Origin of the sequence: Paraburkholderia sp. DD10 (genome assembly GCF_049177125.1) — a bacterium.
Taxonomy (GTDB): Bacteria; Pseudomonadota; Gammaproteobacteria; order Burkholderiales; family Burkholderiaceae; genus Paraburkholderia; species Paraburkholderia terricola.
In genome coordinates this window covers 2,678,856-2,699,540 of the sequence record NZ_CP185393.1, presented here as the reverse complement: position 1 = coordinate 2,699,540, position 20,685 = coordinate 2,678,856, and the positions used below count along the sequence as shown (strand labels likewise).

General features: G+C 65.2%; 16 protein-coding genes. 9 read left to right on the top strand and 7 right to left on the bottom strand.

Going from position 1 to position 20,685, the window contains the following annotated elements:
- Window positions 1-230: 230 nt before the first annotated feature.
- Entirely contained in the window at window positions 231-1,226 is a 996-nt protein-coding gene (locus tag ACOCG7_RS27430; RefSeq protein ID WP_114163149.1) for a helix-turn-helix domain-containing protein, read from the bottom strand.
- 198 nt (window positions 1,227-1,424) lie between these two features.
- Between ACOCG7_RS27430 and ACOCG7_RS27425 the strand changes: the two genes are divergently transcribed.
- Window positions 1,425-2,057 (top strand): cysteine hydrolase family protein, encoded by a 633-nt coding sequence (locus ACOCG7_RS27425; RefSeq protein WP_114163148.1) that lies wholly within the window; start codon window positions 1,425-1,427, stop codon window positions 2,055-2,057.
- A gap of 13 nt (window positions 2,058-2,070) precedes the next feature.
- Here the strand turns inward: ACOCG7_RS27425 and ACOCG7_RS27420 are convergent, their stop codons facing one another.
- Window positions 2,071-2,739: a TetR family transcriptional regulator gene (locus ACOCG7_RS27420; protein WP_083083246.1), complete on the bottom strand. Its 669-nt coding sequence runs from the start codon at window positions 2,737-2,739 to the stop codon at window positions 2,071-2,073.
- A gap of 427 nt (window positions 2,740-3,166) precedes the next feature.
- Between ACOCG7_RS27420 and ACOCG7_RS27415 the strand changes: the two genes are divergently transcribed.
- The 3 genes from ACOCG7_RS27415 to ACOCG7_RS27405 are packed head-to-tail and all read left to right on the top strand — an operon-like array spanning window position 3,167 to window position 9,170.
- Window positions 3,167-4,399: an efflux RND transporter periplasmic adaptor subunit gene (locus ACOCG7_RS27415; protein ID WP_073429014.1), complete on the top strand. Its 1,233-nt coding sequence runs from the start codon at window positions 3,167-3,169 to the stop codon at window positions 4,397-4,399.
- 18 nt (window positions 4,400-4,417) lie between these two features.
- Entirely contained in the window at window positions 4,418-7,618 is a 3,201-nt protein-coding gene (locus ACOCG7_RS27410) for an efflux RND transporter permease subunit (protein ID WP_244744686.1), read from the top strand.
- Window position 7,619: 1 nt separating this feature from the next.
- Window positions 7,620-9,170, top strand: coding sequence for an efflux transporter outer membrane subunit (locus ACOCG7_RS27405; protein WP_073429012.1), 1,551 nt, complete (start codon window positions 7,620-7,622; stop codon window positions 9,168-9,170).
- Window positions 9,171-9,360: 190 nt separating this feature from the next.
- On the opposite strand, the gene ACOCG7_RS27400 is transcribed toward ACOCG7_RS27405, so the two are convergent.
- Window positions 9,361-10,770, bottom strand: coding sequence for a nucleobase:cation symporter-2 family protein (locus ACOCG7_RS27400; protein WP_073429011.1), 1,410 nt, complete (start codon window positions 10,768-10,770; stop codon window positions 9,361-9,363).
- 428 nt (window positions 10,771-11,198) lie between these two features.
- On the opposite strand from ACOCG7_RS27400, the gene ACOCG7_RS27395 reads away from it, so the two are divergent.
- The 3 genes from ACOCG7_RS27395 to fghA all read left to right on the top strand — a co-directional run bounded on the left by ACOCG7_RS27395 (window position 11,199) and on the right by fghA (window position 14,851).
- Window positions 11,199-12,644: a xylulokinase gene (locus ACOCG7_RS27395; protein WP_421378047.1), complete on the top strand. Its 1,446-nt coding sequence runs from the start codon at window positions 11,199-11,201 to the stop codon at window positions 12,642-12,644.
- Window positions 12,645-12,869: 225 nt separating this feature from the next.
- Complete coding sequence (locus ACOCG7_RS27390; protein WP_114163143.1) at window positions 12,870-13,976, top strand: S-(hydroxymethyl)glutathione dehydrogenase/class III alcohol dehydrogenase; 1,107 nt, start codon at window positions 12,870-12,872, stop codon at window positions 13,974-13,976.
- A gap of 23 nt (window positions 13,977-13,999) precedes the next feature.
- Entirely contained in the window at window positions 14,000-14,851 is an 852-nt protein-coding gene (gene fghA, locus ACOCG7_RS27385; protein ID WP_083083251.1) for an S-formylglutathione hydrolase, read from the top strand.
- A 54-nt stretch (window positions 14,852-14,905) separates the two neighbouring features.
- On the opposite strand, the gene ACOCG7_RS27380 is transcribed toward fghA, so the two are convergent.
- The 4 genes from ACOCG7_RS27380 to ACOCG7_RS27365 form a co-directional block, all read right to left on the bottom strand.
- Entirely contained in the window at window positions 14,906-15,688 is a 783-nt protein-coding gene (locus ACOCG7_RS27380) for a metal ABC transporter permease (RefSeq protein WP_073426954.1), read from the bottom strand.
- A complete protein-coding gene (locus ACOCG7_RS27375; protein WP_073426955.1) occupies window positions 15,681-16,604 on the bottom strand; it encodes an ABC transporter ATP-binding protein in 924 nt (307 codons plus the stop codon). Before ACOCG7_RS27375 ends, ACOCG7_RS27380 begins: the two co-directional genes overlap by 8 nt.
- Window positions 16,601-17,581 (bottom strand): metal ABC transporter solute-binding protein, encoded by a 981-nt coding sequence (locus ACOCG7_RS27370; protein ID WP_073426956.1) that lies wholly within the window; start codon window positions 17,579-17,581, stop codon window positions 16,601-16,603. The genes ACOCG7_RS27375 and ACOCG7_RS27370 overlap by 4 nt, the downstream gene beginning before the upstream one ends.
- 100 nt (window positions 17,582-17,681) lie before the next feature.
- Complete coding sequence (locus tag ACOCG7_RS27365; protein ID WP_073426957.1) at window positions 17,682-18,158, bottom strand: Fur family transcriptional regulator; 477 nt, start codon at window positions 18,156-18,158, stop codon at window positions 17,682-17,684.
- Between the two features lie 330 nt (window positions 18,159-18,488).
- On the opposite strand from ACOCG7_RS27365, the gene ACOCG7_RS27360 reads away from it, so the two are divergent.
- Together ACOCG7_RS27360 and ACOCG7_RS27355 are read left to right on the top strand one after the other, a co-directional pair.
- Complete coding sequence (locus ACOCG7_RS27360) at window positions 18,489-19,271, top strand: L-iditol 2-dehydrogenase (RefSeq protein WP_073426958.1); 783 nt, start codon at window positions 18,489-18,491, stop codon at window positions 19,269-19,271.
- 83 nt (window positions 19,272-19,354) lie between these two features.
- Window positions 19,355-20,677 (top strand): ABC transporter substrate-binding protein, encoded by a 1,323-nt coding sequence (locus ACOCG7_RS27355; RefSeq protein ID WP_073426959.1) that lies wholly within the window; start codon window positions 19,355-19,357, stop codon window positions 20,675-20,677.
- Window positions 20,678-20,685: the final 8 nt, after the last annotated feature.

The window sequence follows — 20,685 nt, the reverse complement described above, 5'->3', positions numbered from 1 at the left end:
GGCGCGACTACGAAATCCCGGTGAGCCACTACGAAACGGCGTTGGCGGCCCGGCACGGGCGTCGCCGTTGAGCGCTTTCGATCGCTTCCGCCGTTGCTCGGGATGCGCGGCCCTGCGTGCGTCCGCGTGCGCTCGGCATGTCTACTGGCGTACGTCTCTGGTCCGCGCCCCTGGTCAGCGTCCTTTTACGAGCGGTCGAACGCTCGCACCTGCGTTCAACATTCACGCGCTCAAACCCCACGAAACTCCCGCCGCCATGCGGACGGCGAAGTGCGAAACGCCTGCGCGAAATGCTGCCGCAGCGAAGCTGTCGAGCCGAACCCCGCAATGGCCGCGATCCGTTCCACCGACTCGTCGGTGCTCTCGAGCAACTGCTGCGCGCGCGCAAGCCGCTGCGCCAGCAACCATGCGCCGACGGTCGTGCCGGTGGCGAGCCGGAAGCGTCGCGTGAAAGTGCGGCGGCTCATCAATGCGCGTTCGGCGAGCGTGTCAAGCGTATGCGGCGCATCCAGATTTCCGCTGACCCAATCGAGCAGGCCCGCTAGCCGGTCGCCGCGCAGGTTCGGCGGCATGGGCTGCTGAACGTATTGCGCCTGGCCGCCTTGCCGATGCGGCGGCACCACCAGCCGACGCGCCACGTAGTTCGCCGCCCGCGCGCCGCACATCTTGCGCAGCACGTGCAAACAGCAGTCGAGACCCGCCGCCGTGCCGGCCGAGGTCAGCACGTTGCCGTCGTCGACATAAAGCACGTCCGGATCGAGCCGCACCCGCGGATAGCGGCGCGCGAAGTCGTCGGCCCACGCCCAGTGAGTGGAGGCCGGCCGTTCGTCGAGGATGCCGGCGGCGGCCAGCACGAATGCGCCCAGACAGAGCCCGACCAGTTGCGCGCCGCGCGCATGGGCCGCGCGCAGTGCGTCGAGCAGCGCGGCGGGCGGCGGCTCGTCCGGATCGCGCCAGCTCGGCACGATGATCGTGTGGGCGTCGGCGAGCGCCGCCAGTCCGTGCGTGACGGCGATCGTGAAGCCGGCCGTGGTGGTCAGCGTGCCGCTTTCGGCGGCGCAGACGCGAAAGTCGAAATCGGGCAGATCGCCGCCGCTGCGCTCTTCGCCGAATACGACGCAGGGCACCGAAAGATGGAAAGGACTGATGCGGTCGAACGCGATCACCGCGATGACATGTCGGGACGCGCCGTCGTCCATTGCGGCAGGCAGAGCCGGTGTAGCCATCCGTCACCTCGTGAATTAAACGATGGCCCGATTCTAGCGACTATTGTCGTGCGGGCCGCTGTCGGGAAAACGGCGGCGGGCGAACAATGCAGTCATCGCCCGCTGCCCGAAGGCTGGATCGGAAGTCGAGCAAGGCCGACGACCGGCCGGGGCAGAAGCGAGCCCCCCCCCACTCATCGAACAGGAAGGAGTCTTGCCATGACCACACCGCGCCGCGCGCTGATCGTCATCGACGTACAGAACGAATACGTAAGCGGCAATTTGCCGATCGAATACCCGGACGTGCAAAGCTCGCTCGCCAACATCGGACGCGCGATGGATGCGGCACGCGCCGCCGGCGTGCCGGTGGTGGTGGTGCAGAACCTTGCGCCCGCCAGCTCGCCGCTGTTCGCGCGCGGCACCGAGGGCGCGGACCTGCATCCGGTAGTGAGTTCGCGCGCTCACGATCACTATGTGGAGAAGTCGTTGCCGAGCGCGTTCACCGGAACGGATCTGGCCGACTGGCTTGCCGATCAGCGGATCGACACGCTGACCGTGGCCGGCTACATGACCCATAACTGCGACGCGTCGACCATCAATCATGCGGTTCACGCGGGGCTGGCCGTCGAATTCCTGCACGACGCGACGGGTTCCGTGCCGTATGAGAACAGCGCGGGTTTTGCCAGCGCAGAGGACATTCACCGCGTATTCAGCGTGGTGCTGCACTCGCGCTTCGCGGCGGTGGCCAGCACGGACGAGTGGATCGCCGCGGTGACGAACGGGACACCCCTCGAGCGCGGCAATATCCATGCTTCGAATCAGAAGGCGCGGGCCAGCCGGGCTGCCGCGTAGAACGACGACAGCGCTAGACGGCCGGCCTGCCGGCCGGCCGCTGCGCATAGCCCTTGCGCAACGCCGGGCTCAGCCGCAGCGCGTCGAACATACCCTCGACCATCTGTTGCGCGTGCTTGCCGAAATCGGTGGCGTCCGGCAACAGCAGCATGTCGCGCAGCGAGCCGCCGACGAACGCGTGCACCATCGACGCCGCCGTCGTGACATCGAGGTCGGCCGGCATTTGCCCTTTGGAGATGGCGTTGCGCAGGCCGCCCTCGATGCTGTTGAGCCCCTCGCGCATGGTGGCCTGATAGCGGATCATCACCGGGCCCATTTCCTCCACCAGTTCGCACTTGAGAAACAGGATGTCGAACACGCGCCTGCGCCGCGGATCGTTAGCGGTGTCGCGCAGACACACCGTGCAGATTTCCATCAGGCGCCCTAGCGGATCGGGTTCATTGGGGTTTTGCGAGGCGGCCTTGAGTTCGTCGAGCGGCAGCAGCACGCGGTCGAACATTTCGGTAAACAGATCGCTTTTGTGCGCGAAGTGCCAGTAGATCGCGCCGCGCGTGACACCGGCCGCCTGCGCGATGTCGGCGAGCGAAGTGCGCGACACGCCCTTCTCGAAGAAGACCTGTTCGGCCGCATCGAGGATGCTGCTGCGCGTCTCCAGCGCCTCTTCCTTGGTTCTTCTGGCCATACGGTATAACCTGCCGTAATCATGGGGTTTTCCCGAGCGTTTTGAAGTGCGCCCGGTGACAATCCGTCTGCTGACAAGCAAATTTTGAACCGATCTTGCAGGTCCCCGCGCTGCGAGAAGGGAAACGTACTTTTACATGCATTCGTGAATGTATATATAATAGCACCCCACGATCGGATAGCCCAAGCCGTGACGAGCAGTTAATATCCGTCACTGTTGCCTTTCAAAACACTTTTGCGCCGCGCTTCTCCGGGCGGCTTCGTGCGGCAATTCCCAGGTATGGCGCATTTCGCCCAAGGTGTCCCGCAGGTTCGGCTTGCATCCCCGGGCTTCCGGTCTAGCGTCGCGAGACGCCTGTGTGCGCTGCCGTCCCCGGGGTAGGGATGCGCGCACTTTTTCATTCTCAGTCCTTGACAGAGGTCGCTCCATGCGCGTCGAACGGATTCCATTCCGCCTAATCAGTGCCGCGACGGCTGCCGTATTGCTGGCAGCGTGCGGACCAAAACAATCTGCCCCGCCGCCACAAACGCCCGAAGTCGGGGTCGTCACCGTCCAGCCGACGGCCGTGCCCGTCGTCACCGAACTGCCCGGCCGCACCAGTGCCTTCCTCGTCGCGCAAGTGCGCGCGCGGGTCGACGGCATCGTGCTGCGCCGCGAGTTCACGGAAGGCAGCCAGGTCAAGGCGGGTCAGCGTCTGTACAAGATCGATCCGGCGCCGTACATCGCGACCTTGAACAACGCGAAGGCGGCGCTTGCGAAGGCGCAAGCCAACCTCGCGTCCACCACCGCGCAGGCCAACCGCTACAAGGTGCTGGTCGCCGCCAATGCGGTCAGCAAGCAGGACTACGACAACGCGGTGGCCGCGCAAGGCCAGGCCGCGGCGGACGTCGCCGCGGGCAAGGCGGCGGTCGACACGGCGCAGATCAACCTCGGCTATACCGACGTGACCTCGCCCGTGACCGGCCAGATCGGCGTGTCGCAAGTCACGCCGGGCGCCTATGTGCAGGCGAGCGCCGCCACGCTGATGGCAACCGTCCAGCAACTCGATCCGGTCTACGTGGACCTGACGCAGTCGAGCCTCGACGGACTGAAGCTGCGCCGCGAAATGCAGGAAGGGCGCCTGAAGACGAGCGGCCCGGAGGCCGCCAAGGTCTCGCTCATTCTCGAAGACGGCCGCACCTATTCGGAAAAGGGCAAGCTGCAGTTCACCGACGTGACGGTCGATCAGGGCACCGGTTCGGTCACCGTGCGCGCGATCTTCAAGAACGCGGACAAGGTGCTGCTGCCGGGCATGTTCGTGCGCGCGAAGATCGAGGAAGGCGTCAACGAAAACGCGCTTCTCGTGCCGCAGATCGGCGTGACGCATGACCAGAAGGGCCAGCCCACCGCGCTGGTGGTCGGCCAGGACAACAAGGTCAGCCTGCGTCAGCTCGTCACCACCGGTACGTACGGTTCGAACTGGGTGGTCGAAAGCGGCCTGAATCCGGGTGACCGCGTGATCGTCCAGGGTACCGAGAAGGTGCGCCCCGGCGCGCCGGTCAAGGCCATCGCCGCGCAACTTCCCGCCACCCCGGCTTCCGGCGCCGCAGCTCAGAGCGCGCCGGCCGCCAGCGGTGCTGCCCAGACGGCTCAACCTGCCTCTGCTGCATCGGGCGCGTAATAACAGGGAGCCCGCCTCATGGCAAAGTTCTTTATCGATCGCCCGATTTTTGCATGGGTGATCGCCATCATTCTGATGCTCGCGGGTATCGCGTCGGTGTTCACACTGCCGATCGCGCAATACCCGACCATCGCGCCGCCGGCCGTGCAGATCAGCGCATCGTACCCGGGCGCATCGGCGAAAACGGTGGAAAACACCGTCACGCAGGTGATCGAGCAGCAGATGAGTGGTCTCGACCACTTGCTGTATCTGTCGTCCACGTCGGACGACTCGGGTACCGCCACCATCACGCTGACGTTCGCGGCCGGCACCAATCCCGACATCGCGCAGGTGCAGGTGCAGAACAAGCTGCAGCTCGCCACGCCGCTGTTGCCGCAGGCCGTGCAGCAGTTGGGCACCAAGGTCACCAAATCGAGCAGCAGCTTCCTGCTGGTGCTCGCGTTCGTGTCCGAAGACGGCAGCATGAACAGGTACGACCTGGCGAACTACGTCGCGTCGAACATTCAGGATCCGATCAGCCGTATCGACGGCGTGGGCACGGTGACGCTGTTCGGCTCGCAGTACGCAATACGGATCTGGCTCGACGCGAACAAGCTGACCAACTTCGGCTTGACGCCGGTGGACGTGCAATCGGCCTTGCAAGCGCAGAACGTGCAGGTCGCGGGCGGCTCGCTCGGCGGCACGCCGTCGGTGCCGGGCCAGGTGCTGCAGGCCACCATCACGGAAGCCACGCTGCTCAATACGCCCGAACAGTTCGGCAACGTGCTGCTGAAGGTCAATCCTGACGGCTCGCAAGTCCGTATCAAGGACGTGGCGCGCATCGAACTCGGCGGCGAGAACTACAACTTCGACACCAAGTACAACGGCCAGCCGACGGCGGGCTTCGGTATTCAGCTCGCCACCGGCGCGAACGCGCTGGCCACTGCCAAGGCGGTGCGCGCGAAGGTCGACGAACTGTCGAAGTACTTCCCGCACGGCCTCGTCGTGAAGTACCCGTACGACACCACGCCGTTCGTGCGCCTGTCGATCGAGGAAGTGGTCAAGACGCTGCTCGAAGGTATCGTGCTGGTGTTCCTGGTCATGTACCTGTTCCTGCAGAACCTGCGGGCCACGCTGATCCCGACGATCGCCGTGCCGGTGGTGCTGCTCGGCACCTTCGCGGTCATGGGTCTGGTGGGCTTCTCGATCAACACGCTGTCCATGTTCGGGCTCGTGCTGGCGATCGGCTTGCTGGTGGACGACGCGATCGTGGTGGTGGAAAACGTCGAGCGGGTCATGGCCGAGGAGGGCTTGTCGCCTCGCGAGGCCACTCGCAAGGCGATGGACCAGATTACCGGCGCGCTGGTCGGCGTGGCGCTCGTGCTGTCGGCGGTGTTCGTGCCGGTGGCGTTCTCGGGCGGCTCGGTCGGCGCGATTTACCGGCAGTTCTCGCTGACGATCGTGGCGGCGATGGTGCTCTCCGTACTGGTCGCGTTGATTCTCACGCCGGCCTTGTGCGCGACGATCCTCAAGCCGATTCCGCAAGGGCATCACGAGGAGAAGAAGGGCTTCTTCGGCTGGTTCAACCGCACCTTCGACAAGAGCCGCGACAAGTATCACTCGGGCGTGCACCACGTGATCAAGCGCTCGGGCCGCTGGCTCATCATCTATATGGTGGTGATCTTCGCGGTGGGCCTGCTGTTCGTGAAGTTGCCGAAGTCGTTCCTGCCCGACGAAGACCAGGGCACGATGTTCGTGCTCGTGCAAACGCCGTCGGGCTCGACCCAGGAAACCACGGCGCGCGCGCTGAAGGACGTGTCCGACTACCTGCTCGACAGCGAGAAGGCCATCGTCGAATCGACCTTCACGGTGAACGGCTTCAGCTTCGCCGGCCGCGGCCAGAACGCGGGTCTCGTGTTCGTGCGGATGAAGGACTACTCGCAGCGCCAGCATGCGGACGAAAAGGTCCAGGCGCTGGTGGGACGTCTGTTCATGCACTTCGGCGGCTACAAGAACGCGCTGGTGTATCCGGTGAATCCGCCGTCGATTCCCGAACTCGGCACCGCCGCGGGCTTCGACTTCGAATTGCAGGATCGCGCGGGCGTCGGTCACGAGAAGCTGATGGAAGCACGCAACATGCTGCTCGGCATGGCGGCGAAAGATCCGACGCTGGCTCAGGTGCGCCCGAACGGCCTGAACGATACGCCGCAGTTCAAGGTGAGCATCGACCACGAGAAGGCTGCCGCGCTCGGCGTGTCGCTGTCCGCGATCGACCAGACGTTCTCGATCGCGTGGGCCTCGCAGTACGTGAACAACTTCCTCGATATCGACGGCCGGATCAAGAAGGTGTATCTGCAGGGCGACGCACCGTTCCGCATGAAGCCGGAAGACCTGAACGCCTGGTACGTGCGCAATACCGCGGGTGGCATGGTGCCGTTCTCGTCGTTCGCGGGCGGCTCGTGGGGCTACGGTTCGCCGAAGCTCGAACGCTACAACGGTATTTCCGCGGTGGAAATCCAGGGCGCGGCGGCACCGGGCAAGTCGACCGGTCAGGCGATGACGGCGATGGAAGCTCTCGTGGCGAAGCTGCCCGCGGGTATCGGCTACGAATGGACGGGCCTGTCGTTGCAGGAGCGCCAGTCCGGTTCGCAGGCGCCGATCCTGTACGGCATCTCGATCCTCGTGGTGTTCCTGTGTCTCGCGGCGCTGTATGAAAGCTGGTCGATCCCGTTCTCGGTGATCATGGTGGTGCCGCTCGGCGTGATCGGCGCACTGCTGGCCGCCACGCTGCGCGGGCTGGAGAACGACGTGTTCTTCCAGGTGGGCTTGTTGACCACGGTGGGCTTGTCGGCGAAGAACGCGATTCTGATCGTGGAGTTCGCCCGCGAGCTGCAGCAGGGGCAAGGCATGGGGCCGATCGAAGCCGCGCTGGAAGCAGCGCGTCTGCGGCTGCGTCCGATCCTGATGACCTCGCTCGCCTTCATTCTCGGCGTGATGCCGCTCGCGATCAGCAACGGCGCGGGTTCGGCGAGCCAGCACGCCATCGGCACCGGCGTGATCGGCGGCATGTTGACGGCGACCTTCCTCGCGATTTTCATGATCCCGATGTTCTTCGTCGTGATCCGCGCGAAGTTCGGCGGCGAGAAGGAAGACCCGGATGAGGCGCTCGCACACTACAACCAGCACCATCCGCAAGGTGGCGGGTCGACGGATCAAGGCTCGGGCAAGGACGGACATTGAGATGCAAAAACACTCTTTGATTGCAGTAGCGGTCGCGTTCCTCGCCGCGGGTTGCACGATGGCGCCGAAGTACGAGCGCCCGGCCGCGCCCGTGTCGGGCGCCTTCCCGACCGGCGGCGTGTACGACACGCAGCCGGGCGCGACCCAGCCGGCCCAGACCGGCCAGCCCGGCGCGTCCGGCGCGGCGCGCAGCGCGAACGGCCAGGCTGCCGCCGACATCGGCTGGCGCGACTTCTTCGTCGATCCGCGCCTGCAGCGGCTGATCGACATCGCGCTGAAGAACAACCGCGATCTGCGCGTGTCGGTGCTGAATATCCAGGCATCGCAGGCGCAGTACCGGATCACGCGCGCGGCGCTGTTCCCGACGTTGGACGCGGCGGCGTCGCAAAGCAAGCAGCGCACGCCGAGGAATCTGTCGGTGGGCGGCCAGACGATCTCGAACACGTATTCGGTGGGTCTGAACGCGTCGTGGGAGATCGACTTCTTCGGCCGGATTCAGAGCCTGAAAGACCAGGCGTTGGCGCAGTATCTGTCCACCGCGCAAGCGCGCAAGGCGGCGGAAATTTCGCTGGTGTCGCAGGTCGCGAATCAGTACCTCACGGTGCTCGAACTCGACGATCTGCTCAAGGTCACGCAGGACACGCTCAAATCCGCGCAGGAGTCGTATCGGATCACCAAGCTGCAATTCGATAACGGCACCGGTTCGGAACTCGATTTGCGGCAATCGCAGACCGTGGTCGAGCAGGCTCTGGCCAACCTGCAGTCGCAGGCGCGTCTGCGGGCGCAGGCGGAGAACTCGCTCACGTTGCTGCTCGGCGAGCCGCTGCCGGCCGACCTTCCGCCGGGCATGCCGCTCGACAACCAGAATCTCCTCACGGATATTCCGGCGGGTCTGCCGTCCGATCTGCTGACCCGTCGTCCGGACATCATGGAGGCCGAGCAGAATCTGCTCGCAGCCAACGCGAACATCGGCGCGGCGCGCGCGGCGTTCTTCCCGAAGGTCTCGCTCACCGGCAGTTTCGGTACGCTGAGCCCGACGCTGGGCGGTCTGTTCAAGCCCGGTTCGGCGGCATGGAGCTTCGCGCCGTCGATTACCGTGCCGATCTTCGAGGGCGGCGAGAACAAGGCCAACCTCGATCTCGCCCACGTGCAGAAGAACATCCAGATCGCGACGTATGAAAAGGCGATCCAGACGGCCTTCCGTGAAGTGGCGGACGGGCTGGCGGCACGCGGCACCTACGATCAGCAGATTCAGGCGTTGGAGCGCAATACGTTCGCCGAACAGCGCCGGCTGGATTTGTCGAATCTGCGGTATACGAATGGTGTCGACAGCTATCTGTCGGTGTTGACCGCGCAGACCAGTCTGTATTCGGCGCAGCAGTTGCTGGTTACCGCGCGAATGGAACGTCTGCAAAACCTGGTCACGCTTTACCAGGCGCTTGGCGGTGGCTGGATCGAGCGGAACGGCGAGCCGCCGCGTCCGGCTGACGCACCGGTCGACTACGGTGCGGCGAGCGCACCGGTGGCGGCGTCGGCGGCCACGGCGGGTTAGGTCTTGTAGCAACAACAGGCTTGCGGGGCGGCTTTGTGTTTCGAGGGAAGCCGTCCTGTTCAGCCGGTAATCGAAAACGCGCGAAAACACGCGAAAACGCCACGGCATGCCGTGGCGTTTTCGTCCGTCCGCAACCTGTGAGCGACGGAAGATCCCATCGCACGGCGCAGCGCAGCGCCGCTCTCCACGCTCAGTGCAGATCCGCGGCCCGCAGCATCTCGTCGCCCGGCGCTTCATTGCCGCCGCGTCCGTCCAGATCACGGCCCGCCTGGCGAATTTCGCACTGCGCGTTCCTCTCGCTCTTCACGCCGTTGAAGATCAGGTTCAGCACGACCGCCGACACCGACGCCAGCAAAATCCCGCTATGCAGAAGCGGCGACAGCGCGGGCGGCAGCTTCGAGAAGAAGTGCGGCGAGACCACCGGCACCAGGCCCAGCCCGATACTCACCGCGACGATGAAGAGGTTGTGGTGGTTCTTCACGAAGTCGACCTTCGACAGCACCTTGATGCCGTTCGCCGCCACCATGCCGAACATCACGATGCCCGCGCCGCCGAGCACGAAGGCCGGCACGGACGCGACCACTTGCGCCATCTTCGGAAAGAGGCCCAGCAGCACCAGGATCACGCCGCCCATCGCGCAGACAAAGCGGCTCTTCACGCCGGTCACGCCGATCAGGCCGACGTTCTGCGAGAACGAGGTGTGCGGAAACGAGTTGAAGATGCCGCCGATCAGCGTGCCGAGGCCGTCCACGCGCAAGCCGCGCACGAGCGTCTTCTGATCGACCGGACGATCGACCATGTCGCCGACCGCGAGGAACATGCCGGTCGATTCGATGAAGGTGACGAACATCACGGTGACCATCGTCGCGATCGAAAGCGGATCGAAGTGCGGCAAGCCGAAGTGGAACGGCATCACGAAGCCGACCCACGGCGCGTGCGTGACGCCGTCCATGTCGACGCGGCCGAGCGCGAGCGCGATCACGAAGCCCGCGACGATGCCGAGCAGCACCGAGATATTGGCGACGAAGCCTTTGCCAAACTTGTTGATGAGCAGAATCAGCATCAGCACGACGAGCGAAAGGCCGAGATAAACCGGATTGCCGTACTCGGGATTGCCCACGCCGCCGGCCGCCCAGTTGATGCCGACTTCCATCAGCGACAGCCCGATCACCGAGATCACCACGCCGATCACCACCGGCGGGAAGAAGCGCAGCAGCTTGCCGACCGCCGGCGCGAGCAGAATGCCGACCACGCCGGCCGCGATCGTCGAGCCGAAGATGTCGAGTATGCCGAGCGACGGGTTGGTGCCGATCGCGACCATCGGACCGACGGCCGCGAACGTGCAGCCCATGATGACGGGCAGGCGGATGCCGAAGATCCATAGGCCGAGCGTCTGTATCAGCGTGGCGATGCCGCAGGAAAACAGATCGGCGCTGATCAGGAACGCGATCTGGTCCTTCGGCAGCTTGAGCGCCGCGCCGACGATGAGCGGCACCGCGACCGCGCCGGCGTACATCACCAGAACGTGCTGAATGCCGAGGGTGAGCAACTGGCCCGCGGGCAGCCGCTCGTCGCACGGATGAACCGTGTTGGCTTGCATATCGTCTGTCTCCACCGTCTCGTTTTGGGATGGCTCCAAGGTATCGGCGACGAAAAAGCACAACAAGACCGCTGGGGCCTATTCCGGCATTCCCGCTCACGATATGCGCGAGGCGCTTTTCAAAGCCGGATTCGCGGCGCGCGGCGCGTCGAGGCGCGTCCGGTGCCCCTTCGCGCAGGCGCTGCGAAGCGGCCTGCCAGGTGCGCCCGAGTCGAGCGGATATATGTGAGAATCGATGCGCTGTATCCGGCTGACCGCATAGTGCGGTTTTCGTATGGCGCGTGGCGCGGCGGGGTTAACCCGCGATTCGTCGATCGTCGGTTTGCTTCCTGGCGCGCTCGCGGAACCGCACGGTTCTGAGAAAAACGACGCCTTCCCCGGCAGCTTTTGCACGCTGTTCTCCATTCCAACTTGACGTTCTATCTCCCATGAGCTTTCTCGGCATCGATCTCGGCACCGGTTCCCTCAAGGCAGCGATCGTCGACGAAAACGGCCGCGAGCAGGCGGTGGCGAGCGTCGCTTACGCACTCGAAACACCCCATGCGGGTTGGGCGGAAACTCCCGTGCAAACCTGGTGGCGCGCGCTGTGCGAAGCGATGGCGCGCTTGCCTGCCGACGCGCGGCTCGACGTGCAGGCCATCGGCTTCTCCGGGCAGATGCACGGCGTCGTGCTGATCGACGCCGAGGGCGAAGCGGTGCGCCCCGCGATGTTGTGGCCCGACACGCGCGCCTTGGCCTTGCTCGATCAGTGGCGCGAGCCGCAGCCGAATCCGGTGGCGCCCGGCATGGCGGGTCCCTTGTTGGGCTGGATCGTGCGGCACGAACCGCAAGCCGCGCGCGAGACGCGCTGGGCGTTGCAACCGAAAGACTGGTTGCGCGTGGCGCTCGGCGGCGCGGTGCTCACCGATCCCTCGGACGCTTGCGCGACCGCGCTCGCCGACCCGGCCGGCGCATGGGACGACGCGCTGCTTCAGCGGCTCGGTATTCCACGTGAGTGGTTCGCGCCTTTGTCGCCGTCTTATGCCGCGGGCGGCGCGTTGTCGGCGAAGGCGGCGCAGGCGCTGGGGCTGCGTGCTGGCATCGTGCTCGCGACCGGCGCGGCGGATACACCCTGCGCGGCGTTAGGCAGCGGACTCGCGCGCGACGGCGACGCGTTGCTCACCACCGGCACCGGCGGACAAATCGTCGTGCTCGCCGAGCGGGAGCCTGTGGCGGTGAAGGGACTGCATCGCTATCGGGCGGCGAGCGATCACTGGTATCGGATGGCGGCGATGCAAAACGTCGGTATCGCGCTCGAGCGCGTGCGCGGATGGTTGTCGTACGAATGGGCGGACGCTTATCGCGATGCGTTTGGCGATGCAACCGGCGCAGCCGTCAATGCGCCTACGGGCCTAAGCTTTCTCCCCTACCTCACCGGCGAGCGCACGCCCTGGCTCAACCCCGCGGCGCGCGGCGGCTGGCTCGGCCTCGCGCTCGACCACACGCGCGGCACGATGATGCGCGCCGCTTTCGAAGGCGTCGCTTTCTCGCTGCGCGCCGGTCTCGACGCGATCCGCGCGAGCGGCGCCAGCGTGACGACGCTGAAGCTCGCGGGCGGCGGTTCCGTCGACGCGCGCTGGCGTCAATTGCTCGCCGATGCGTTGAACGTCGAGCTGCACGCGGTCGATTGCCCGAACGCGGCGCCGCGCGGCGCGGCGATTCTCGGCGGCCTCGCGAGCGGGCATTGGCATGCCGGCGATCTCGCCGCGCTCGCGCCGGGCGCCACGCGTGTCGCGGGTCCGCAAGGCGATGCGGCGCTCGCCGAACGCTACGCGCGCTTTCTCGATCTGTACGGCCGCGTGGAGACATGGTTCGACGACACCGCGCGCCGGTAACCGCGGCGATGTCAGGTACCGACAATGCTGCGGCGCACTTTGCAATACCATGACGCTTCCCGCACGTTAAGCTATGGCTCGGCAAGCCGTGCAGGGCGACTGCGCCAGCGCGAGTCCGTGAAGCGACACACGCACGGCCGCAGCTTCCGAACCGGACAACAGCGCGTCGCGAGATTTCCCCGCCGCGACGCGACTCGCATTCACAGACTCACAGGAGCATTCACGATGAAGACCAAAGCAGCAATCGCATGGAAAGCCGGCGCCCCGTTGACCATCGAGGAAGTCGATCTCGAAGGGCCGCGCGCCGGTGAAGTGCTGATCGAAGTGAAGGCGACGGGCATCTGCCACACCGACTACTACACGCTCTCCGGCGCCGATCCCGAAGGCATTTTCCCGGCGATTCTCGGCCATGAAGGCGCGGGCGTGATCGTCGATGTCGGTCCCGGCGTCGGCACGCTGAAGAAGGGCGATCACGTGATTCCGCTCTACACGCCGGAATGCCGCCAGTGCAAGTTCTGTCTGTCGCGCAAGACCAACCTGTGCCAGGCGATCCGCTCGACGCAAGGCAAGGGTTTGATGCCCGACGCGACCTCGCGTTTCTCGCTGGACGGCAAGCCCTTGTTCCACTACATGGGCACGTCCACGTTTTCGAACTACATCGTCGTGCCGGAAATCGCGGTCGCGAAGGTGCGTGAAGACGCGCCGTTCGACAAGATCTGCTACATCGGCTGCGGCGTGACCACCGGCGTCGGCGCGGTCGTGTATTCGGCGAAGGTCGAGGCGGGCGCGAACGTGGTGGTGTTCGGTCTCGGCGGCATCGGCCTGAACGTCATTCAAGGCGCGAAGATGGTCGGCGCGGACAAGATCATCGGCGTCGATCTGAACCCCGGCCGTGTCGAGTTGGCGAAGAAATTCGGCATGACGCACTTCATCAACCCGAACGACGTCGAGAACGTGGTCGATCACATCGTGCAACTCACCGATGGCGGCGCCGATTACTCGTTCGAATGCATCGGCAACACGAAGGTGATGCGTCAGGCGCTGGAGTGCACGCACAAGGGCTGGGGACAGTCGTTCATCATCGGCGTGGCGGCGGCGGGCGAGGAGATCAGCACGCGTCCGTTCCAACTGGTGACGGGCCGCGAGTGGAAGGGCTCGGCGTTCGGCGGCGCGCGCGGCCGTACCGACGTGCCGAAGATCGTCGATTGGTACATGGAAGGCAAGATCAATATCGACGACCTGATTACGCACCGTCTGCCGCTCGAGCGCATCAACGAAGGCTTCGATCTGATGAAGAAGGGCGAGTCGATCCGCTCCGTCGTGCTTTATTGACCCGCGTAAAAAGGAGCATCGCGATGCTTGAACTTTTGTCGCAGCATGCCTGCCACGGCGGCGAGCAGCGTATCTACCGGCATGACTCGCAGACCATCGGTCTGCCGATGCGCTTCTCCGTGTATTTACCGCCGCAGGCCTTGCAGGCCAACGCGAACGTGCCCGCGCTGTTCTATCTCGCGGGACTGACCTGCACGGAAGAGACTTTTCCGATCAAGGCCGGCGCGCAACGCTTCGCCGCGCAGCACGGCATCGCGCTGATCTCGCCGGACACCAGTCCGCGCGGCGCGGGCGTGCCGGGCGAAAGCGCGGCGTGGGACTTCGGGGTGGGCGCGGGCTTTTATGTCGACGCGACGCAGCAGCCGTGGGCGCAGCACTATCGGATGTACTCGTACGTGCGTGACGAGCTGCGCGAAACGGCGCTCGCGAATCTGCCGGTGGACGGCGCGCGCCTCGGCGTCTTCGGGCATTCGATGGGCGGTCATGGCGCGTTGATGCTGGCGCTGCGCAATCCTGAGATTTATCGCTCGGTGTCGGCGTTCGCGCCGATTGCCGCGCCTTCGCGTTGCCCGTGGGGCGAGAAGGCGTTCAGCGGTTATCTCGGCGAGGACCGTGCGGCCTGGAAGCAATACGATTCGAGCGAACTGGTCGCGCATGCGCAGCGCAAGTTCGCGCAGGGCATTCTGATCGATCAGGGGCTCGCGGATCAATTCCTCGCCGAGCAACTGAATCCCGATGTGTTCGAGGCCGCCTGCAAGGCCGCGGGGCAGCCGCTCACACTGCGCCGTCATGCGGGCTACGACCACGGTTACTACTTCATCTCGACCTTCATCGAGGATCACATCGCGCATCACGCGAAGGTGCTGCTCGGCTGAAGTCCTGAGGCGATCGCGGCGGCATTCAGGTGTGTGCCGCCGCGACCCGCCAACTCAGCGCCGCATCAACAGACTCCCGCCATACACCGCCGCCGACAGCACGGTAATCCAGAAACTGGTCGGCCAATCGGTATGGAATGCCAGCGTCAATCCCAGCCACGCCTGCACCAGCGCAAACGCGGCGGCGAGCACGAGGCCGATCGAAAGCCGCGTGGTCACGTTTTGCGCCGCGGCGGCCGGACCGACCATCAGCGTGAACACCAGCAGCACGCCGACGATCTGCGTGCACGCCGCCACGGCCAGCGCGGCGATCGCCAGAAACAGCACCGACACGAGACGCAACGACACGCCCTTGGCCTCGGCCAGTTCCGGCTGCAACGAAGCGAACAGCAGCGGCCGCATGATCGCTGCGAGCGCCAGCAAACTGACGACGCCCAACGCCGCGAGCACGCCGAGCGTCGACGTATTCACGCCGAGCACGTTGCCGAACAGCAGTGCGGTGACCTGGGTCGCGTAGGCGGTGAAGAAGTGCAGAAACAGCAGGCCGAAACCGAGCGACAGCGAGAGAATCACGCCGATCGCCACATCGCGTCCGGCGAGACGCTCACCGAGCGCGCCCATGCCGACGCCCGCCGCGAGCGTGAAGCCGATCATCCCCCAGATCGGCGAAATGCCGATCAGCACGGCGCCGGTCGCGCCGGTGAAGCCGACGTGCGAAAGCGCGTGACCCGCGAAGGTTTGTCCGCGCAGCACCAGAAAATAGCCGACCACGCCCGCCAGCACCGCGACGATCCCCGACGCCGCGAACGCGTTCACCATGAAATCGTATTCAAACATCGTGCGTGTGTCCGTTGCGTGAGTCGTGCTGGTGCCCATGCGTATGCGCATGGCCGCCGTTCTCGTCGTGTTCGTGCTCGTGATCGTGCTTTTCCACTTCGACGTCGCCCGACATCACGAAGATGCGGCCGTTCACGCGCATCACGTCGATCGGCGAGCCGTAGAGGCGCGAGAGCACCGGCTTCGTGATCACTTCATCGACGGTGCCGAGCGCGGCCACGCCACTGCCGAGGTACAGCACGCGATCGAGCGCGTTCAGGAGCGGATTCAGTTCGTGCGCCGAAAACAGCACGGCGATGCCGAGTTCCTGCTGCACGCGCCGCACCAGTTCGACCACGCTCTTCTGATGATGCGGGTCGAGGCTGATCAACGGTTCGTCGAGCAGCAGCAGCCTGGGGTTGCCGAGCAGGCATTGCGCGAGCAGCAGGCGCTGCCGCTCGCCGCCCGACAGTTCCGACAACGGCCGTTCGGCCAGCTTGCGTCCGTCGACCAGATCGAGCACGCGCTCCACATCCGCGCGGGTCGCGCTGTCCGCATGCGGCAAGCCCCAGCGGTGGCCGTCGGCCGCCATCGCGACGAAATCGCGGCCGCGCACGCGGCGCCCGGCGAGCGCGCTGCGCGTCTGCGGCATGTAGCCGATCGACGCATTGCCGCGCTCGACCGGTTGCCCGAGGACGCGAATCGCGCCGTTGGCCGCCGGCACGAGGCCGAGCACGGCGCGCATCAACGTGGTCTTGCCCGCGCCGTTCGGCCCGAGCACGCCGATGAATTCGCCCTGGTTCACGACCAGACCCGTGTCGCGCAGAATCACGCGGCCGCCGAGTTCGAGCGTGACGTGCTCGAGTTCGAGCACGGGCGCGTGGGGGGCCGCGCTCGTCGATGGATTTGCCGGCGTGGCGCGGCCAGTCGGATTCATTGCGTTGTTCCTTTGACACTCGAAGCGGCTGCCGCCTTCGCGCCGCCTGCGGCCTTGCCCGTATCGCCCGCGGCGAGCGCCGCGCCCAGCGCGTCGAGCTGCTTGAGCATCCACGTCTGATAGGTGTTGCCGGTCGTTTCGGTTTCGGTGACGCTCATCGTCGGCACCTTCGATTGCTGCGCGAGCTTCAACATGCGTTGGGTCAGAGCCTCGGTTGCCTGGCTGTTATAGATCAGAACACGCACGCGCTTTTCGCGCAGATCGCGTTCGAACGCGGCGATATCGGCCGCGCTTGCTTCGGTGTCGTTCATCGTCGCCATCTGGAAGCGCAAGTTGCGCATCGTGAGGCCGATCGCATCCGACATATAGCCGAACACCGGCTCCGTTGCCGTCACCGGCACGCCGGCGTAGCGGCCATGCAGGTCGGCGACCTTCGCGTCAATCGGCTTCAGCGAATCGAGAAACTTCGCGAGGTTCGCATCGTACGCCGACTTGTGCGCCGGGTCAGCCGCGACGAGCGCTTCGCTCACCGCGCGCGCCACCTTCGGCATGGTTGCCGGGTCGTACCAGAGGTGCGGATTATCGCCGCTCTTCTTGCCGACCAGCTCGGCGGCGACGATCGTCGTGCGTTTCGTGTTCTTCGACGCGGCCAGCAATTTTGCCATCCACGGATCGTAGTCGGCGCCGTTGTAGACCACAAGGCTCGCATGCTCCAGCGCGCGCGCGGTCTTCGGGCTGGCTTCGAACAGATGCGGGTCCTGGTCCGGATTGCTCAGGATGCTCGTCACGTCGACGCGCTCGCCGCCCAGTTGACGCACCACGTCGCCGTAGAAGTTTTCGGCGGCGACTACGGGGATTTTCGTATCCGCGGCAAACGCGTTGTGGCCGAGCGCGCAGACGGCAGCGGCGGCGGCCACGTACTTCGACAGCTTCAGCGCACGGCGCGCTCCGAATAACATCGAGCCGATTTTTTTCATCGTTGTTTCCTGCTGCGTGAGAGGTGGATGGGTCAAAGGGTTTCAGGAGCGGCGAGCCGCGGCCTGGATGCCAGGGCCGCGTGCCGCGTTCGGGCGACGCTCAAGCCGGCGCGCCCGGCTGCGTCGCGCGAGCGCACACCGCGCACAAGCCGCTCAATTCGACGACCTGCCGATGCACCTCGAAGCCGTGCGCCGGCGCGCTGTGCGACAACTGTTCCGCGAGATCGTCGCCGGGAATCTCGACGGTCGCGCCGCAGCGGTCGCACATCAGGAACTGGCTGCGATGCGGCACGCCGACTTCGCAGCAGGCCACGTAGGCGTTCTTCGATTCGATCCGATGGACGAAGCCGTGCGCGAGCAGAAAGTCGAGCGCGCGGTAGACGGTGGTGGGCGGCATCCGGCCGCGTTGCGGTTCGAGCGCGGCCAGCAACTCGTAGGCGCCGACCGGCCGTTCGCTCGCGACGATCGCCGCATACACCTGACGACGCAGCGGCGTGAGCGCGAGCCCGTGCAAGGCGGCGTGCGCGTCGGCGTGCGCGAGCCGCACGGCGTGATGTTCTGCAATCGATGTAGCCATATCAGTACGGACCTCCTGACGAAGCGGCATGTCGGCGGCAACGAACCGGCAAGGTTGCGGAGCGGTGCGAGTCGGCAATGATATAACGTATCTCGAATTTTTGTCAGTCATCTGAACGTCGAGTGCGGTTTCGCATTCATTGCTCGTAGCGACATCGCTGCGGGAATCACGTCCCATGCGGTCCTGCCGCGCTGCACCATCGAAATCTCACTGCGCGCCTTGACATGACCCGGTCCGTATCCGATCATTCGATCACAAACAGAGCAATTGTTCGCGCAATGAGCGTTCGCTCACCGCGCCTCAAAAAGCGAAACGAACCGGAGACGAGCAGTGTCGGCACGATTGCAAGACAAGGTGGCCATTCTGACGGGCGCGGCAAGCGGCATCGGTGAGGCCGTGGCCCGGCGATATCTGGACGAAGGCGCGCGCTGCGTGCTGGTCGACGTGAAGCCGGCGGGCAGTTTCGGCGACGCGCTGCGCACCGCCTACGGCGATCGCGTGCTGACGGTCCGGGCCGACGTCACGCGCCGCGAAGACATCGATCGCATCGTGGCGAGCACGCTGGAGCGCTTCGGCCAGATCGACATTCTGTTCAACAACGCGGCGCTCTTCGACATGCGCCCGATCCTCGATGAATCCTGGGACGTGTTCGACCGCCTCTTCGCGGTCAACGTGAAGGGTATGTTCTTCCTGATGCAAGCCGTCGCGCAGAAGATGGTCGAGCAGGGCCACGGCGGCAAGATCCTCAATATGTCGTCGCAAGCCGGGCGGCGCGGCGAGGCGCTGGTGTCGCATTACTGCGCGACCAAGGCCGCCGTGTTGAGCTACACGCAATCCGCGGCATTGGCGCTCGCGCCGCACAAGATCAATGTGAACGGCATCGCGCCGGGCGTCGTCGATACACCGATGTGGAACGAGGTCGACGCGCTCTTCGCCCGTTACGAAAACCGGCCGCTCGGCGAGAAGAAGCGCCTCGTCGGCGAAGCGGTGCCGCTCGGGCGCATGGGTGTGCCCGACGATCTGACCGGCGCCGCGCTGTTTCTCGCCTCGGCGGATGCGGACTACATCACCGCGCAAACGCTGAACGTCGACGGCGGCAACTGGATGAGCTGAAGCACGGCCCTTCATCGCCGCCTTCACACGAATTTCGTCGAATAAACGCAGCATCACATAACGTACGAGAAAGGAGACAACACATGAAACCAGCCCTCAAATCCGCGCTAAAAGCGGCCAGCGCCGGCGCTATCGCCTGCTTCGCGCTGAGCGCGTCGGCGGCCACGGTGACGATCGCGACGCTGAACAATCCCGACATGATCGAGCTGAAGAAGCTCTCGCCCGCGTTCGAGAAAGCCAACCCCGACATCAAGCTGAACTGGGTGATTCTCGAGGAAAACGTGCTGCGCCAGCGCGCCACCACCGACATCACGACCGGCAGCGGCCAGTTCGACGTGATGACGATCGGCGCGTATGAAACGCCGCAATGGGGCAAGCGCGGCTGGCTCACGCCGCTCACGAACCTGCCTGCGGATTACGATCTGAACGACGTCGTGAAGACGGCCCGCGACGGCCTTTCCAGCGGCGGCCAGTTGTACGCGCTGCCGTTCTATGTGGAAAGCTCGATGACGTATTACCGCAAGGACCTGTTCGCGGCGAAGGGCCTGAAGATGCCCGATCAGCCGACCTACGAGCAGATCTCCCAATTCGCCGACAAGCTCACCGACAAGCCCAACGGCATCTACGGCATCTGCCTGCGCGGCAAGGCGGGCTGGGGCGAGAACATGGCCTACGGCACGACGGTGGTGAACACCTTCGGCGGCCGCTGGTTCGACGAAAAGTGGAACGCGCAACTGACCTCGCCGGAATGGAAGAAGGCGATCAGCTTCTACGTCGACCTGCTGAAGAAAAACGGCCCGCCCGGAGCGAGCTCGAACGGCTTCAACGAAAATCTCACGCTGATGTCGTCGGGTAAATGCGCGATGTGGATCGACGCCACGGTCGCCGCCGGCATGCTGTACAACAAGCAGCAATCGCAGATCGCGGACAAGGTCGGCTTTGCCGCCGCGCCGGTCGCCGTCACGCCGAAGGGTTCGCATTGGCTGTGGGCGTGGGCGCTGGCGATTCCCAAGTCGTCGAAGCAAACCGACGCGGCGAAGAAGTTCATCACGTGGGCCACCTCGAAGCAGTACATCGAACTGGTCGCGAAAGACGAAGGCTGGGCCTCGGTGCCGCCGGGAACGCGCCAGTCCACGTATGCGCGCCCCGAGTACAAGCAGGCCGCGCCGTTCGGCGACTTCGTGCTGAAGGCGATCGAAACGGCCGACCCGGAACATCCGACGGCGAAGCCGGTGCCGTACACGGGTGTGCAGTTCGTCGGAATTCCCGAGTTCCAGTCGTTCGGCACGGTGGTCGGTCAGAGCATCTCGGGTGCGATCGCCGGTCAGATGACGGTCGATCAGGCGCTCGCCGCCGGCCAGGCCACCGCGGATCGCGCGGTGAAACAGGCCGGTTATCAGAAGTAAGTCACTGA